We start from the raw sequence: 16,291 nt of genomic DNA on the forward strand, positions 1-16,291 counted from the left end.
GGCTCATCTAGGGAAGATCGAGGTCGGGATAGGCTCCAAACCATACGACGTTTCTGTATACTTCGGGGGCGGTATCACCTTCGGTGCTGATGAGCAGAACCGAAGAGTCCGGTCCAAGACCCAGGGCCGCGCGCTGGGCCGTTGCCGCCGGGTGCTGCATGAGCCACTGGACAATGCCGGTGGTCACCGCTCCTGACTCGCCGGAAACCACAGGATTGTCGCCCTTCACCGGGGCCGCGAGCACGCGCATGCCGTTGGCGGCTATATAGTCGGGGCAGGAGATGTGGGCGGAGCAGTAGTCGCGCAAAAGGCCCCAGCTTGTGGTGTTGGGCTCGCCGCAGGCCAGGCCCGCCATGAGGGTTTGCAGGTCGCCGGTGACGTTGTGGGGGTTGCCGTCTCCGATGAAGGCGGATTTGTAGATGCAGTTGGCCTGATGCGGCTCGACCGTGATGAATTTGGGCGCCTTTTCGCCAAGCGCCGCCGTCAGGCATCCCACCACGGCTCCCGCAAAGGACCCCACGCCAGCCTGAAGGAAGCAGTGCGTGGGCAGGGTGCCCAGGGCCTTCATCTGCTCCAGAGCCTCGGCGGCCAGGGTCATGTAGCCCTGCATGATCCAGGTGGGGATCTCTTCATATCCGTCCCAGGCTGTGTCCTGCACCATGACGTAGCCCTTTTCCTGCGCCAGATTCCAGCTCATGCGCACGGCTTCGTCATAGTTCAGGTCCGTAACGGTGCATTGGGCGCCTTCGGCCAGGATATTGTTCTTGCGGATGTCTTCCGAGCCCTTGGGCATGAAGACGATGCACTTGTAGCCCAGTTCGCGGGCCGTCCAGGCCAGACCGCGGCCATGGTTGCCGTCGGTGGTGGTGATGAAGGTGATGTCGCCGGCCTTGGCCCGTACGTCGGGCGAGGTCAGCATGTCACGCGAAATGCCCTCAATGGGCAGGCCGACCCTGGAGGCCAGATAACGGGCCATGGCGTATGAGCCGCCGAGGACCTTGAATGCGTTCAGCCCGAAGCGCCGCGATTCGTCCTTGACCATGACGTGCTTGAGCCCGAGTTCCTTTGACAGCCCCGTGAGGCTGTGCAGCGGCGTGGGCGAATATTCTTTGAAGGTGGCGTGAAAGGAGCGAACCGTTTCGGCGACGGAAGGTGACAATGCCGAAAGATCAGCCCCCTTGCCGGGAGTTTTGGGTGATGGGTTCAGGTGAATCCTGACAGACATAATGCCCCCACAGGTAACAGGTTGCTGACAGGCTGCCGTGGCTGCCGTTGTGAGCATATAGGGGCAAAAATGGGGCCAAAGGTGGAATGTGAAAAAAATATCAACGATGTTGGCAAGATGAAGCTTTTGTCAAAGCGCCAGGGGAGGTATTTTTTCTTGTCAAAATGAGAAAATTATCACTTTGAGAAACGCTGGGAGGGGATTTTCTTAAATTGAGAAAAATCGGATTTTTCGGTAAAACGTGGCCAGACTGAGCCCCAGAGCCCGAGCGGCGTTCTTTTTGCCTTCGGTGCTTCTACCGAACGTTTCAAGGGCAGCGCGGATGGCGCGTTCTTCCAGTTGCGCCAGGGGCACTATCTGTCCCGCGCTGGCGGCCTGAACCGGCAAGGGGGGAGCCTGCGGAGCGTTTTCAGTCTCCAGCCGCCGCACATCCTCCAGAAGCTTGGCAGGCAGGCAGTCAATGCCTATGGCGCCGTCGGCGGGCATCATGTTTACGGCGTATTCCAGCACGTGCTCCAGTTCGCGCACGTTGCCCGGCCATGTATATTTTTCCAGCAGGCGCAGCATGGAGGCGCGCAGCCGTGGGCGGCGTTTGTGGAAGAGCGCGCAGTATTTGTCCAGAAAGAAATTGGCCAGAATGGGCACGTCGCCTGTGCGCTGGCGCAGGGGGGGCATGTCCAGCGGGATGACGTTGAGCCGGTAGTACAGGTCTTCACGAAAGGCGCTGCGTTTGATGCACTCGCGCAGGTCTTCATTGCTGGCCGCGATGACGCGCACATTGACCGGGATAAGACGGTTGGAGCCAAGGCGGATGACCACCCTTTCCTGAAGCACGCGCAGCAGCTTTACCTGCACGTAAAGAGGCATGGCCGATATTTCGTCCAGAAAGATGACGCCGCCCTCGGCCAGTTCGAATTTGCCCATGCGCCCCTTGCTGGAAGCGCCCGTAAATGCGCCGCTCACATAGCCGAACAACTCGCTTTCCAGCAGGGTGTCGGGTATGCCGCCGCAGTTGATGGCAATAAAGGGCGCGTTTTTTCTGGGCCCGGCATTGTGGATGGCGCGGGCCAGCAGCTCCTTGCCCGTGCCGGATTCGCCGGTGATGAGCACGGTGGAGCCGGAATCGGCCACCTGTATGGCCTTGCTCTTGAGGGCCTCCAGGGCCGGGGAACTGCCGATGAGGTTGTCGAATCCGGCCTCGTCGCTGTGGGAGTTGATGTTTCCGGCCAGACGCGCAAGACGGGTAGGCAGTTCAAAAACAAACATCATCGACTTGCCGTCGCCCCCGCAGTCCAGATCCATCATCCGGCCAGGCAGGTTATGCACCCTTCCGTCCGGGGTTTTCACCTCATATTCCTCGTAGCCGTATACGCCGCCGTCGCAACGCTGGATGCCGCTCACGCTCATGCTTCGCCCGGCATCCTCGCCGAGCAGATCGCGCGCCGGGCTGTTGGCGTAGAGCAGGCTGCCGTCGATGTTGAACAGCACAATGCCGAGGCCGGGAATGTCCGCAGCCTGAAGCATAAGGTCAAGCATGCGCGTGGCCTGGATCAGGCGGCCTCTTTCGCCTATTTTCAGCGCCAGGCCGTCGGCCAGAAAGGAAATGAAGGCCGAATAGCTGTCCAGTGAGGCCAGTATCCGCGCGCGGTCTTCGTCATTGAAACAGACCAGCCCGATGACGCCGAAGAGCCTGGTTTCGTCCGCAATGGGCGTGGACAGCGAAAAGTGCTCGCGGCATTTTTCCCGGTCCGGGCAACGCCCGCAAATGGCGTGATGCCGGGGCGTGTCCACCTGAATGGTCTTCCGGCTGCGCATGACCTCCTTGTAGACTTCCCCGGCCCTGGCGAGATTCTGGCCTACGCTGTCGGCATAGATGCCCGTGCCGGCGACACGGACCATGTTGCTGTCCACGATTTCCACGTCAATGCCAGTCACCCTGGAAATAACGTCCGCGTAGGACTGCACTGAAGGCTGAAGATCCGAAAGCATGCTCAGGACCTCCCGGAAGCCAGCGCACCGGACGGTAAAAGGGCCGGGCGCGAGGTTTCGCCGCCGCGCGGCGGCATGTCTCGAAGATATGAACCGATACTCATGCGTGCTTTGCCATACAACAGCGCTTTGCCGCCCCGTCTTGTTGAGGGTTGGGGCCAGCGGAAAAATGCTCGCGGTCGACTATGTGGCGCACTTTACCCTGAAGCCGCCCTGGTTACAACCAATGCCATACCTTGCCCGGCCCACGAAGGAATCACGGACGCCTGCCGCCATGGGATAAGGAGCGGGCATGCGTTGTGCAGTCCTTTGAACAAAGAGCGAGCTTCCATTGTTCTGGCTGCCTGGAGCGCCTGGAGGAACATGCGGCGGCTCAGGGCTTGCGCGACCTTTCCCACTGTTTTCGCTGCCTGTTTTGACTGCACACGTCGCGTACGGGTAATGCCTCAGGGCTTGCGCGACTTTTCGCCCTCCAGCGTTGCCGCTGACAGGCATCCCGGATGTTCCGTCCGTCTGTCTGCCGGTCAGCACCATCCGCTTTTTGCAACATGCCGGTTTCTCGCCAAACAAGCGCGCGGGCATGCCAGAACGGGCTGCCGCCTGTATGGTCGGGGCGGCATATCCTTTGCCGGCATTGGCCACAAGGTCCGCCACGATGCGGGATGATGAGAGTACATTGTTAACAGCGAAATATCGTTTGATAAAACAATATAGCGTTGCCGATTGCGGCGATATTTTTAAATTTATTATTTAACATGCTGTTTTAAAATAAAAAAATAAAATAGACGTAGTTTTTGAATATCAGGGGGTTGTTGCCTCTTCCGCTGGTTTTCAGGGGGAGCTATTTGGGGGCTGGGGCAGGCGGATGACGATCATCTGGCGTGGAGGTATTTTGCCGTACCTGCTTTTGCGCGCCGCTTGTCTGCCTTGCTTGCTCGTCAATAACATTGAACTTTTGAGGTGTGATAATGGCAAAATTTGCAAAGCCGCAGTTGGACCAACTGGAAAGCGGCCCCTGGCCGAGCTTTGTGTCCGACATCAAGCAGGAAGCCGCGCAACGCGCGGCCAACGCCAACAATATTGAATACCAGATTCCCGTGGATGCGCCTGAAGGCCTGCTTGGCGTGCTTGAGCTTTCCTACGGTTATTCGGAACAACTTCGGCAAGTGGCTGTATCATGAAATCCTTGAGCCCGGCGTGCTCATGCACGTGGCCGAAAGCGGCGACAGCGCCTGCTCAACGCCAGATTCAAATGGTCAGGGCCGTCCTTTGAAGTATCGTTCAGGCAACAGCGGCCGCCACGAATTTCGTGGCGGCCGCATGTTTTCAACTGTTAAGCCTGTGGCAAAAGTTGGGCGCGTAAACCTTACGCGCCTTGCGTGAAATGGCCTTATTCCCATGCCCTGGAAAATTCCCTGTCCTTAAAGGCCTCGGCCAGGCCCGTAACCTGTTTCAGACGCAACACCTCGTCGGGGTCCATGCCAAGTTCCCTGCCGATGCGTTCGTCGCTCCAGTTATAGCTTTTCAGCGCTGTTACCAGCTTTGCCGTCAGTTCCACCTTGTGCGTTCCCCTGGCCAGGTTATGCCGGACCGTGGATGTTATCCTGTCCTCAAGAGGTTTGTTCAGTTCAACAATAAAAATATGTCCGGCGAGAGCCTCGCGGACCTCGGGAGCATTTTGGGCGACGCTCCTCCGGTGGAATCCGTCCACAACCTGGAATGCCCCTGTGCCGTCCCCGGCAACGACCACCGGCATGGTTTGTCCGTCTTTGCCCATGGACAAGCGGAGCAAGCGCATTTCAGGCGGCGCAACCTTATTGGGATTATAGTCGTTTCCCCTGACTTTCTCCACGCGCACCAGTTGCGGCCGAGCGGCCGGATGGGGCAGGTTCAGATACCGGGCGGCCATTTTCACGAGACGATTATATATCTCCACGCGCCGCGGAAACCCGCGCATATCTGACTGCAATGCGGCTTCCAGAGAGTCGAGCGTCTTTTCAATTTCCATATAGCGCCTCCAGGTACAGGACATATTGGATGAAACGCCCTCGCGGATTTCCATACGGCACAAAGCCCAACGGGGCATACCGGCCCTCCAGGGTCAGGTAGTCCGTGAGCCACACCGAACGAACGTGATTGCGCCTCGCATGCTCAACACAATGGTGCAGCACCGTCTCCCGGAGCACATCGTCATCGACCGGACTGTAAAGATGGCGCAGCAGTCCCTTTGTGCCGCGCACGCGTATTGAACCGAAGGCGTATACGGTCTGCTCCTTGACCGCCACGTACCATACCTGTCCGGGGCGGCTGGAAATCGTGCCGCCCAGGGCGTTTCTCGTGGCGTCGCACGCGCAGAACTCTCCTATGAGGCTGAAGAGATCGCGGTTTTGTTTACGGTTGCTGCTGTGGACGAATTTTTCGATGTGCATAGTTTTCCGCTAGTTCAGAAAACGCAGTGCCCACGATAACTGCTTTTCCATTTCACTTTTCGTCTGGCTGAAGGAAAGCCCTTTGCACCAATAATCGTTTTTTAAAAGAACCTTGCATATCCGCCGCCAGCTCGGCGCTTTTCGCGCCGTTTCCAGACGCGGTTCCGCCTCCTCGGGAATGACCGGGAATCCGCGCTTCCGCCACCAGCGTATAAATATCCGGATCTTGCCCCGGTAGTGCTCGGCTGTGCTCTCGGGCATGGTGGAAAGCAGAAAATCGCAATAGCTTTGCCACGTATGCCCGCAAGGGAGCGTGATGTGGTAATTGCCCAGCACATTGCCGGACTTTGCGACATGACGGTTCCCGAAGTTCGCGCCCTGCACTCTGCCGACGAGCCGCGCCCATGTCTCCGGCTCCAGAATTTTGAAGAGCCAGAGGCTTTTTCGCTGATCGTCGCCAAAAGGCTGGCAAAGCCGCATTTGCGGAAGACTGAGCCCCGCCATGTGCATGAGGTCGTAAATGCGGTTGTAGTCCCAGCGCATGCGCCCGTGTGCCGTCCAGATGTCTTCCGCTTTCCAGTCGTAAATGGGATAGGCGTTGACGAGTCCCGAACCGGAAACGGTGGTCCACCCCTGCTTGTTCCAGCGCTGTTTGGTCCAGGACTTGATGGTGCGGAAGCGGTTCAGGCTTTCATCGCTCCGGATGCCCACAAGGCAGGCGCAAGATTTTCCGTGGGAAAACTGTCGCCCGAACAGAGGAACGAACTCTTCAAACTCCATCCCCCGGCGGAACCAGGGAAAAAATTTTTCGTCATTGATGACCCCCGCATATGAGGGCATTTCGCGGATCCAGGCATGACGGGCCTCCGGCTCCCAGCACAACCAGTGCGGTTGTGCCTGGCTTACGGAATTGCGCAAATGCAGGGGGAGGCATATCCAGTGCGGCCTGACCTCCGGGTTCATCATGATCCTGGCGACGAAATCGGCGGTATGGGTGTACCAGGCCTCCAGGTCTATATGCAGGACATCAAGAGGGAGTCTTTTTTTCTTCCGCGCCACTTCCAAAGCCAGCTGGACGAGACAGCCGGAGTCTTTGCCCCCGGAAAACGAGACATACACCCGTTCAAAGGAGTCAAATATTGCTTCGATCCTTTGAACGGCAGCTGTGAAGACATCAATATCGAGGTATTGCTTTCCCATAAAATAAAATAGAGGGTTCTGCCATAACAAGACGGATGCCCGGACCGCGCCTGCCTCTATTCCCGGTTGAAAACATAGTGGCAGCGGCAATTACCGTGCAACGCCGGAAACGACGCAATTTCTTCCATTGGCTTTTGCGCCATAAAGGCAATGATCCGCTTGTGTGACTGACTCGTTACATTGGGATTTACTTTGCTTCCTTTTCTTCCGCCATGCGCGATTGGCTTACGCCAAAGCCCGCTGTTGCCCTAAGGCGGCTTTCAGCCGGCAAATCTTATTCCGGCGATGCTTTCTCTGATATTCTCCGCCACGCAGACGCCACTATCCAGCGACAAATTGTGCAAGAGCAGAATAAATTTTTCTCTGCCATTCCGGGCGCATCCCGCGCAAGGCGGCTCTGAAAAGCTCAGCCGCCCGCTGCAGAAACAGGCGAAGAACTCTCGTAAAATCGCATCGCCACACATGTTTTTGTGGAGCCGCCCGCACTCCTGCTGCCACTGTTTTACGTCAACCGTCTGCTTTCAACAGGATAATGGTATCGGCTCCTGGCAAACGCAGCCCCCGTTTCGCTTGGAGTACCGGTTGAAGCATCATGGCCGGCTCCGTCGTCAGCGTTTCTTCGGTATTCTCGCGCCAAAAACCGTGCTGACGGCAACGCCTGATAGCGTAAGCGCCCTTTGTCTGTGCCATGCTGCCCAGGAGCATTATAAAAGTTCTCATTCAGCCGAAAAATGCGATTTGCGGCTGAATCCACGCCACGTTGTGGCGCGCCGCACTTTCGTGCAGCGTTAGAGCATTTTCAATGCTCTAACCGTTTTACCGCTCTTAATCTGACCTGCCGGCACACCGATAAACAGCCGTTGCAAAAAAGCAGAAGCAAATGATCCTTCCTGTGAACTATGGATCACTGTGTGGCTGAATTTCATAACCTGTTTATTCTGTAACAGTTATGAAATTTTTGTTTGTAGAATACAATTTTTTTGTTTATGAGGCAATGTTCCAGTAATTGTTCCATTCTCATAAAAATTTCAAAAAATATTCTTGCAGCATCACATGAGTTTTTATGTCTTCTACTCCATGACAGGTCAAATAGTTATCAAAAGTTTTATTAATATAATATCCTGGAATTTCTTCTTTTGAGTCAACTAGCTGAAAATCCCTCTTTCTTTCAAGGGCTGCCTGCCAGATCAAACCGAAACGACCTCGTATTGGGATTACGTATGGGCATGCCTTCGGCACTACCTCTTTTGATCGAGGCCTCCGGTCGGATTGGGGCTGTTCCACGTGTCGTTTATCCGTGAAATCCCGTGTAACAGCGGAAAGCAGGCCTGGCCTGCCTGAAAAATAAAAGAGAGTACTCGTAGCTGCCTCGTGTGGCTACAAGTACTCTCTTACAGGGTTTTTTAACAGGTAACGGGTTCTGAACCTAGTCCAGATTAACTTTGAACTGCTTCACATTTCAAAGTTTTCATTCAGCCGAAAAGTGCGATTCTCGGCTGAATCCACGCCTCGTTGTGGCGCGTTGCACTTTCGTGCAGCGTTAGAGCATTTACACTTTTTCAAAGTTAACATGCTCTAGCAGTTTACCATTTCCCGCACGGCGTTGTCTGTGGTCTCCTGGCAGGAGTTCAGCACACTGGGTATGCAGTTGCCTTCGTCCACTATAGCGGCATCTCCTTCAGGAAGGGCAGAGTAATTGACGGCAGGCTCGGCGGGGCGGCCTTGTCCAAGCCCTTCATTCATGTCGGTCAGGCCCATGTCGTGCAGATCCGGGTCGAATCCTCCGTACCAAAGATCGGCCCCGTCTTTTTCCACATCCTGCTGGTCGGTGGCCGCAAACAGGCTGTCGATGCTTTCATCGCCGTAGGTCAGCGTGATGGGGGCATGAATCTCGGCGTAATCACCTCCATCGTCCCCCTCACTGCTCAGGTAGCCGTTATGCAGGGTATTATCCCCTTCTTCAAAGGCCGTGTCCGCCACAGAGGCAAAATGGCTGCTCAGGGAAGTGAAGAATAGAGGCGTTGCGTCTTCTCCCCCGTCATTTTCGGCAACATGCGTCTGCGGTATGGCGTCAGGCTCAAGGTCCGGCTGCGCATTCCAGAGACTGTCCGGCTGCGTGTCGAAAATGGCCTCCAAATTGTCGTGAGAGACCGTATGGTGGGTGAGGGCCTGCGAGTTTTGCATGTCGTCGGCCATGCCGCTGTCCGTTCCATCATGGGAGGCATGGTGGCTGTCCGGCACAGGGATATCCGCGCCGGTTTCCGCAAGCAGTGCCGCAGTGGTGGGAGTGGGGCTGGGGTTCGTCAGGTAATCGAAAAGCTCCTGCGGCTCAATGGGAACTCCGGCACCGTAGAGGGTGTTCAGAAAGCCCCCGAAGGTTGACATAAAGTCAGCCAGATATGCCGCAGACAGGGCGCTGTCGTCCCATCCTTCAAAGCTGATGCCTGAAAGCCCGCTTGTGATAAGGCCGCTGGCCCCTATGCCGTTGAGCCATGCCCCGTAACGGACGGCAAAGCTTTCAGTGTCGGACTCCTGAAGTATCAGGGTATAGGTTCCGCCCGCTGCAATGACGTTCAGGCTGCCGGCCTGCACCGCGCCGTTGATGGTAAGGCTGTTGCCGCCGCCGCCCAGATTGATTTCATTGCCGCTGTTACCATTGTTACCATCGTCAAGGATTTTTCCGTTTATGATCACGTGATCATCGCCAGCACCGGTGGTAATGATGTTTTTGCCGCCGTTCGTGGCCTGCATGGCGATGCCCTGGCCGTTGTTGGCGGTCAGGGTGATGCTGTCCGTGTCTCCTGCCTGGGAATGGCCGGTGATGTAGTTTACGGAACCGCCGCCGTCAGCCCACATGGCAATGGCTTTTTCAGCACTATCGGCCGATGCCGTGATGGTCACGGTCAGGGGCGATCCGGAGGTGGACTCAAGCGTGTTCACACCGCCGTTTGTGACAAAAAGCCCTTTGCCGCATTGGTTGTCAAGGGATATTTTATCCGCGGTCAGGACGTTGTGGCTGCCTGCGCCGTCAGCCCTGACGGAAGCCGTATCGTTTATGTCGGTTGAATACGGGTCCCGCTTACTGTCGGTTGCGGCGGAAGTGGCAATTGTGATGGCGCCGCCCGGCGCGGCCGTAAGCGTGTTTTGGCCGCCCGCCAGAGCATTGACGGCAGCAACCGTCCGGTCGGCGTACACCTTGGAATCGATGACGATATTATCCGCAATCAGGGTATTGGTGCTTGCTATGGTATTTTGTATCCCGATTGCCGACAGGGCTGTCGTGATGCCGGAAAAGGCGACATCGCCGTCCGTTTTGACATAGTTGCCGCCGCCGCTGTCGGCTCTAAGACCGAAGCCCTGCCCGGTAAAGCTGATGTTTGTGCCGCCTGTGCCGAGGATGGCGTTGCTGCCGCCGTCAGTGGCATGAGCGGCGCAGTCGTCATAGTACAGCAGCGAATTCGTGGGAGACCAGTTTACCTTGGCGCTCCAGGAATTGAATTCAATGCTGCCGGCATCTACGGACAGCGTATTTTCGCTGCCGGTTCCTGTGGCCCGAAGAACCTTGCCGCCGAACAGCGCGACGTTTCCGCCCGTGCCGGTGACGCTGTTCTTGCCGCCCGCTTCGGCAAGCAGGCCGTTGCTGCTGCTGGTTTGCGCCGTAATGTTGATGTCTTTGCCGGTGATGGTGTTGCCGCTGCCGGCTCCCTCGGCCTTGAGGCCGGTATTGGTTGCGTCAACGGAGATCTTGCCGTCCGCGGCGCTGATGGTGTTGCTGCCGCCCGATGCGGCCACAAGCCCCGCGCTGTTGTCGATAATGTCCACCGTGCCGCTGCCCGTGGCCGTAATGGTATTGCTTCCGCCGTTGCTGGCCGAGGCTCCTGTGCCGGATTTGTTGCCTTTGACCTCGATGCTGCCGCCCTGGGCGGTAATGGTGTTCCGCCCGGAGCCGTCGGCGGCAAGCCCGTCGCGCGCGTTAATGCTTACGTCGCCTCCATTTTTTGCTGTAATGCTGTTTACTCCAGAGCCATCGGCAAAGAGACCCTTCGCTTTTCCGTCAATCTTAATATCATTGCCAGTGACCTCATTCTGGCCCTGCCCTTTGGTCCACACAGCATTGTTCCCATCGATCTCAACAGTTCCATTTGCCTTTATTTCATTTTTGCTGAGAACATCTCCTTGGGCATACATTCCGCCTTTAATCGTGGCATTGTCACTATTGATAGTGTTTGTACCAGCGGTAAAGGCCTGCATCCCTATACTGCCCCCTTCAACAGTGACATCTTTACCCGTGACGATATTTTTTGCGTTGCTTTCGGCCCGCAGGCCGTAAGCCGTGCCCTTGATGGCAACCGTATCGGTAGAATTATCGCCGATTGTGTTTTTGCCGTACCAGCCGGTAGCAAAGGCGGCAACATTATTGGAGCTAACATTAGTGCCGTTGTCGCTGGTAATGGCGATATCACTGCCCGTGACTTTGTTCTCGCCGCCACTTGAGGCATGAAGCCCATACATGGCGCCTGTGATTTCAACCTCGCCGGCAGAACCACCGGCAACCGTGTTCTTGCTTCCCGTACCAAAGGCGTAGACGGCAGCGTCCAGGTTGCCGACGCCAGTGCTGGTCACGGTCACATTGCCGCTTTCTGTCTTGATGCTGTTGCTGCCGGAATCTTTGGCGTACATGCCGTAGCTGCTGGAGGCACCGTTGCCGGTCACTGTCACATCGCCGCTGTCGGTGGTGATGCTGTTGCTGCTGTTTGTACCCTGGGCAAACATGCCGGAGCCAGAGGTTGTGCCTGTGCCCGACACGGTCACGTTGCCGTCCGCGGTTTTGATTTCGTTGTTGCTGCCGGCATATTCGGCAAACATGCCGTAACCGTGGCTGTAGCTGCCGTTGCCGTTGCCGGTAACGGTCACGTTGCCGGTCACCGTTTCGATGGTGTTGCTGCCGTCGCTTTTGGCAGACATGCCGTAACCGTGGCTGTAGTTGCCGTTGCCGTTGCTGTTGCCGGTAACGGTCACGTTACCAACTGCGGTTTTGATTTCGTTGTTGCTGCCGGTATATTCGGCAAACATGCCGTAACCGTCGCTGTAGCTGCCGGTGCCGTTGCCGTTGCCGGTAACGGTCACGTTGCCGGTCACCGTTTCGATGGTGTTGCTGCCGTCCCTTTCGGCAGACATGCCGTAACCGTCGCTGTAGCTGCCGTTGCCGTTGCCGTTGCCGGTAACGGTCACGTTACCGGCCGCGGTTTTGATTTCGTTGTTGCTGCCGGCATATTCGGCAGACATGCCGTAACCGTCGCGGTAGGTGCCGTTGCCGTTGCCGTTGCCGGTAACGGTCACGTTGCCGGTCACCGTTTCGATGGTGTTGCTGCCGTCCCTTTTGGCAGACATGCCGTAACCGTCGCGGTAGGTGCCGTTGCCGTTGCCGTTGCCGGTAACGGTCACGTTGCCGGTCACCGTTTCGATGGTGTTGCTGCCGTCCCTTTTGGCAGACATGCCGTAACCGTGGCTGTAGCTGCCAGTGCCGTTGCCGTTGCCGGTAACGGTCACGTTACCGGCCGCGGTTTTGATTTCGTTGTTGCTGCCGGCATATTCGGCAAACATGCCGTAACCGTCGCGGTAGGTGCCGTTGCCGTTGCCGTTGCCGGTAACGGTCACGTTGCCGGTCACCGTTTCGATGGTGTTGCTGCCGTCCCTTTTGGCAGACATGCCGTAACCGTGGCTGTAGCTGCCAGTGCCGTTGCCGTTGCCGGTAACGGTCACGTTACCGGCCGCGGTTTTGATTTCGTTGTTGCTGCCGGCATATTCGGCAAACATGCCGTAACCGTCGCTGTAGCTGCCAGTGCCGTTGCCGTTGCCGGTAACGGTCACGTTGCCGGTCACCGTTTCGATGGTGTTGCTGCCGTCCCTTTTGGCAGACATGCCGTAACCGTCGCTGTAGCTGCCAGTGCCGTTGCCGTTGCCGGTAACGGTCACGTTACCGTCCGCGGTTTTGATTTCGTTGTTGCTGCCGGCATATTCGGCAAACATGCCGTAACCGTCGCTGTAGCTGCCGTTGCCGTTGCCGTTGCCGGTAACGGTCACGTTGCCGCCCACCGTTTCGATGGTGTTGCTGCCTTTATTTTTGGCAAACATACCGTAACCGTCGCTGTGGCTGCCAGTGCCGTTGCCGTTGCCGGTAACGGTCACGTTACCGCCCACCGTTTCGATCTTGTTGCTGCTACCGGCTGATTCGGCATGCATGCCATAACCGTCGCTGTAGCTGCCAGTGCCGTTGCCGTTGCCGGTCACGGTCACGTTGCCGCCCACCGTTTCGATGGTGTTGCTGCCTTTATTTTTGGCAAACATACCGTAACCGTCGCCGTTTTCCCCGCTGCCAGTCACAGTCACATCGCCGGTCTTTGTGGTGGTGGTGATGCTGTTGCTGCCGTAATTGCTGGAGCTCATTCCTGTGCCGGAGCCGTCCCGACTTTCGCCGGTAACGGCCACCTTGCCGCTGTCAGTGGTGATGCTGTTGCTGCCGTAATTGCCGGCGCTCATTCCTGTACTGGAAGCGCCTGTGTCGCTTTTGGCGGTAACCGTCACAGCACCGTTCGCGGTTTTGATCTCGTTGCTGGCGGACGAGCTCACACTCATGCCGCTGCTGCCAGCGGCTCCGTTGCTGGTAACGGTGACGTTTCCGCTTTCAGTGGTGATGGTATTACTGCCGGAAGAGCCAGCATCCATGCCGCTGCCGTAAGCATTGGCAATGCCGGAACCGGCAACGTCTACATTGCCGCCCTTTGTGGTGACGCTGTTGCCGCTGAGAGAACCGGAGGCCAGCATGCCTATATTGCCAGAGGCGCTCACGCTGCCGCTTTCGGTGACAATGCTGTTGCTGCCGGAAGAAGTGGCGGACATGCCATAGCCTGTACCGGCGTTGCTGCCGGTGCCAGAGGTTGCAACATTGCCGTCCTTGGTCGTAATGCTGTTGCTGCCGCCCACGGCCACCATACCGGAGCCACGACCCGCCCCCAGGCCGTCACGGGAGCCGGTCACCTTTACATCACCGCTTGTTGTAATGATGTCGTTACTGCCGTCAGTGGTGGCATACATGCCGTAACCCGCGCCCCATCTGGTGGCGCCGGAGGGATTGTTTGCGCCGGTATAGGAGCCGCTGACCGTCACATTGCCGTCAGTTGTTTCGACTTTGTTGCTGCCGTCACTGCTGGCAGCCATGCCGTGCCCCATAATGGGACTGGTTTGGGAGAGAGAGCCGGGACCGGTGATGGACCCGCTGATGGTCACGTTGCCGCTTCCGGAAATAATCTTGTTACTGCCGGAATTATCGGCGGCCACTCCTGTGCCTGTCTCCTGTGAGCCTGTGCTGCTGCTTGTGTTGGTTATGGTCACATTGCCGTCCGCGCCGGCGTCAATGGTGTTGCTTCCGGCTGAGGCGTGGACAGCTCCGGCATAAGCGCCGGTGCTGGAAATGGTGATATCGCCGCCGTTTGTGGAAACAGCGTTGGAGGAGTCCACGTCTGCCGAAATTCCTGTGTAGCCGGCGTTTATGGTAACAGAGCCGCCCTTGGTCACGATGCTGTTTTTACTGTCTGGGCCAGTAAAAACACCCTGAACTACATCCTTGTAAGCGGATGCCATTCCAATTTCCGCATCTATATATACGGAACCATTTTCAACCGTAATGATGTTGGTGCTGCCGTGAATGGCGCCGATTCCGTCCCCTTGGGCGGCAGTCACGTTCAGGTCGCCGTCTGTCACTGAAACAGTGTTGACGCCGCTGCCATATGCGAAAATGCCGTGGTTGTCCGCATGGATGTCCACTTCGCCGCCGCTGATGGTATTCTTGCCGCCGAGCCAAGCTCCTACGCCCGTGGCATAGGGATCGGTATTCTGGATATGGACCGTCCCCTTGCCCATGTCGATGATGTTTTCGACGTTGCCGTTTCCGACCCCGGCGCCGCTTGCGTGCACGCCGCCCGACACGTCAAGCCTGCCGTCCGCGGAAGTGATGCGCGTGGTGGAGCCCAGTGTGGTGTTGTCAACCCCGGCAGCAAGGTTGATGGTATTGTAGTCATCGGCCATATGGGCCGGATCGGCCGAGCCGCTGGCATGTATGGAGCTGCCGCCGATGACAGTGTCGTTTATGATGATTTCGTCATTTTGCGAGGACGAGACGACGGAGTAGGCCCCGCCGTTGTTCTGGCCCTGATGGAACTCGCCTATATTGTCCAGATGCTGGCCGCCATAGCGGCTGTCGTGCGCCGCGGAATCAAAGTTCTGATTGTCTGTGGCCACAAGCTCCACATTGTATTCAAAGCTGTCGCCCGAAGCGCGGTCCGTAACCGTAATATGAATGAAGTCCACCAGGCTTTCGCCCGTAAGGCCGAGCCGCTGCATTTCAGCAACGCCGTCCGCGGTGAGGCGAAACTCCAGACGGCCGGAAAGGCTGTTAAAGCTTACGTCTACCCAGGAGCTTGACCATCCGGCGGGCAGGCTGACGCTCACCGCATAGGGCGCTGCCGCATTTGTGCCGTCAAAGTCGATGTCCCCTGACGCAATGGCGGCAGGAGCCGTGCCATTGCCGCCGAAAAACACGCTGGTGGTGACGGCATCGCCCGTGGAGCCAGGGGAATACAGCACGGCGCGGACAAAGGGACCCGCGGGGAAGGCAGATGGTGGAGTAGCAGCAGATGGTGGAGCAGCAGCCGTGCCGGAAAAATCGTTGCCTGGCAAACTACCCTGCAGAGCAGCAGTGTGCGATGGCATTTCCTGTCCGTACACTTCGCGTTCTCCCGAAGCATAGTCGATAGCGCCAAGACGGTCTACGCCACCGAGAAGAACTCCTGGGTCGTCCTGGTACTGGCCGATGCCGTTATTTTTGGGGCTGGCTTCTGGTCCGGCAGCAGGCGTGATGTCCAGATTATCCGACAAGGCCAGTAAAAAGTCCGGGCCGGAAATCACCGTGCCGTCGGCGAGTTCGAAATTTGGCAGCGCTTCAAGGTTGTTGGCGCTTCCCGCGGCGTCTTCGCCGACGACAAAATAGTCAACCAACCGCACTACGCCACCGTCTTGCGAGGTAATAACTAAAGAATTGCCCTCACGCCCGAAGATGGCCGAGCTTGTGTCAAAGCCAAACCGTACGTTGTTTCCCGGGTTTACTTTGATATCCATCTGCTTTTCAAGCTTGGGCGTATTTACAGTAATGGTAGTGCTGTGAGATGTCTTGATTTTGGGCATAGTCCCTCCGCTTAATTGCCGCCTTGGACCTACGGCCAAGAAGTAATTTTATTTGTATTTAGTAAAATATATATTGTAATATTTCAAAATCAAGGCGTTTTTATTGTAATAACCACAATGTTATACATTTTTAGTTGTGTGTGTTCGATTTATCGAAAAACAGTAAAGCATGGTTTAATTTAATGCATTGATATAAATTTATTTTATG

6 protein-coding genes and 1 pseudogene are annotated in these 16,291 nt (G+C 56.8%); 1 reads left to right on the forward strand and 6 read right to left on the reverse strand.

The window, feature by feature from the left end; genetic code table 11:
* Positions 1–7 precede the first annotated feature (7 nt).
* Together dpaL and ACZ5DH_RS01980 are read right to left on the reverse strand one after the other, a co-directional pair.
* Complete coding sequence (dpaL, locus tag ACZ5DH_RS01975; RefSeq protein ID WP_464255489.1) at positions 8–1,225, reverse strand: diaminopropionate ammonia-lyase; 1,218 nt, start codon at positions 1,223–1,225, stop codon at positions 8–10.
* A gap of 207 nt (positions 1,226–1,432) precedes the next feature.
* Positions 1,433–3,214: a sigma-54 interaction domain-containing protein gene (locus tag ACZ5DH_RS01980; protein ID WP_464255490.1), complete on the reverse strand. Its 1,782-nt coding sequence runs from the start codon at positions 3,212–3,214 to the stop codon at positions 1,433–1,435.
* A gap of 968 nt (positions 3,215–4,182) precedes the next feature.
* Between ACZ5DH_RS01980 and ACZ5DH_RS01985 the strand changes: the two are divergent.
* Positions 4,183–4,368, forward strand: a pseudogene (locus tag ACZ5DH_RS01985) (dissimilatory-type sulfite reductase subunit alpha); the annotation flags it as partial.
* Positions 4,369–4,604: 236 nt separating this feature from the next.
* Here ACZ5DH_RS01985 and ACZ5DH_RS01990 read toward each other — a convergent pair.
* The 4 genes from ACZ5DH_RS01990 to ACZ5DH_RS02005 all read right to left on the reverse strand — a co-directional run bounded on the left by ACZ5DH_RS01990 (position 4,605) and on the right by ACZ5DH_RS02005 (position 16,083).
* Positions 4,605–5,222, reverse strand: a complete 618-nt coding sequence (locus tag ACZ5DH_RS01990; protein WP_464255491.1) for an IbrB-like domain-containing protein — start codon at positions 5,220–5,222, stop codon at positions 4,605–4,607.
* Positions 5,212–5,643 carry a GNAT family N-acetyltransferase gene (locus tag ACZ5DH_RS01995; protein WP_464255492.1) on the reverse strand — a complete coding sequence of 144 codons (432 nt, stop codon included), beginning with the start codon at positions 5,641–5,643 and terminating at the stop codon, positions 5,212–5,214. Before ACZ5DH_RS01995 ends, ACZ5DH_RS01990 begins: the two co-directional genes overlap by 11 nt.
* A 9-nt stretch (positions 5,644–5,652) precedes the next feature.
* Positions 5,653–6,843 (reverse strand): phosphoadenosine phosphosulfate reductase, encoded by a 1,191-nt coding sequence (locus ACZ5DH_RS02000; protein WP_464255493.1) that lies wholly within the window; start codon positions 6,841–6,843, stop codon positions 5,653–5,655.
* 1,575 nt (positions 6,844–8,418) lie between these two features.
* Entirely contained in the window at positions 8,419–16,083 is a 7,665-nt protein-coding gene (locus tag ACZ5DH_RS02005) for a beta strand repeat-containing protein (RefSeq protein WP_464255494.1), read from the reverse strand.
* Positions 16,084–16,291 lie beyond the last annotated feature (208 nt).

The organism is Desulfovibrio simplex, from assembly GCF_055387835.1.

Excerpts from the sequence above, each read along its gene's own strand:
- dpaL (WP_464255489.1), bottom strand. The coding sequence starts at position 1,225 with ATGTCTGTCAGGATTCACCTGAACCCATCACCCAAAACTCCCGGCAAG.
- ACZ5DH_RS01980 (WP_464255490.1), bottom strand. The coding sequence starts at position 3,214 with ATGCTTTCGGATCTTCAGCCTTCAGTGCAGTCCTACGCGGACGTTATT.
- ACZ5DH_RS01990 (WP_464255491.1), bottom strand. The coding sequence starts at position 5,222 with ATGGAAATTGAAAAGACGCTCGACTCTCTGGAAGCCGCATTGCAGTCA.
- ACZ5DH_RS01995 (WP_464255492.1), bottom strand. The coding sequence starts at position 5,643 with ATGCACATCGAAAAATTCGTCCACAGCAGCAACCGTAAACAAAACCGC.
- ACZ5DH_RS02000 (WP_464255493.1), bottom strand. The coding sequence starts at position 6,843 with ATGGGAAAGCAATACCTCGATATTGATGTCTTCACAGCTGCCGTTCAA.
- ACZ5DH_RS02005 (WP_464255494.1), bottom strand. The coding sequence starts at position 16,083 with ATGCCCAAAATCAAGACATCTCACAGCACTACCATTACTGTAAATACG.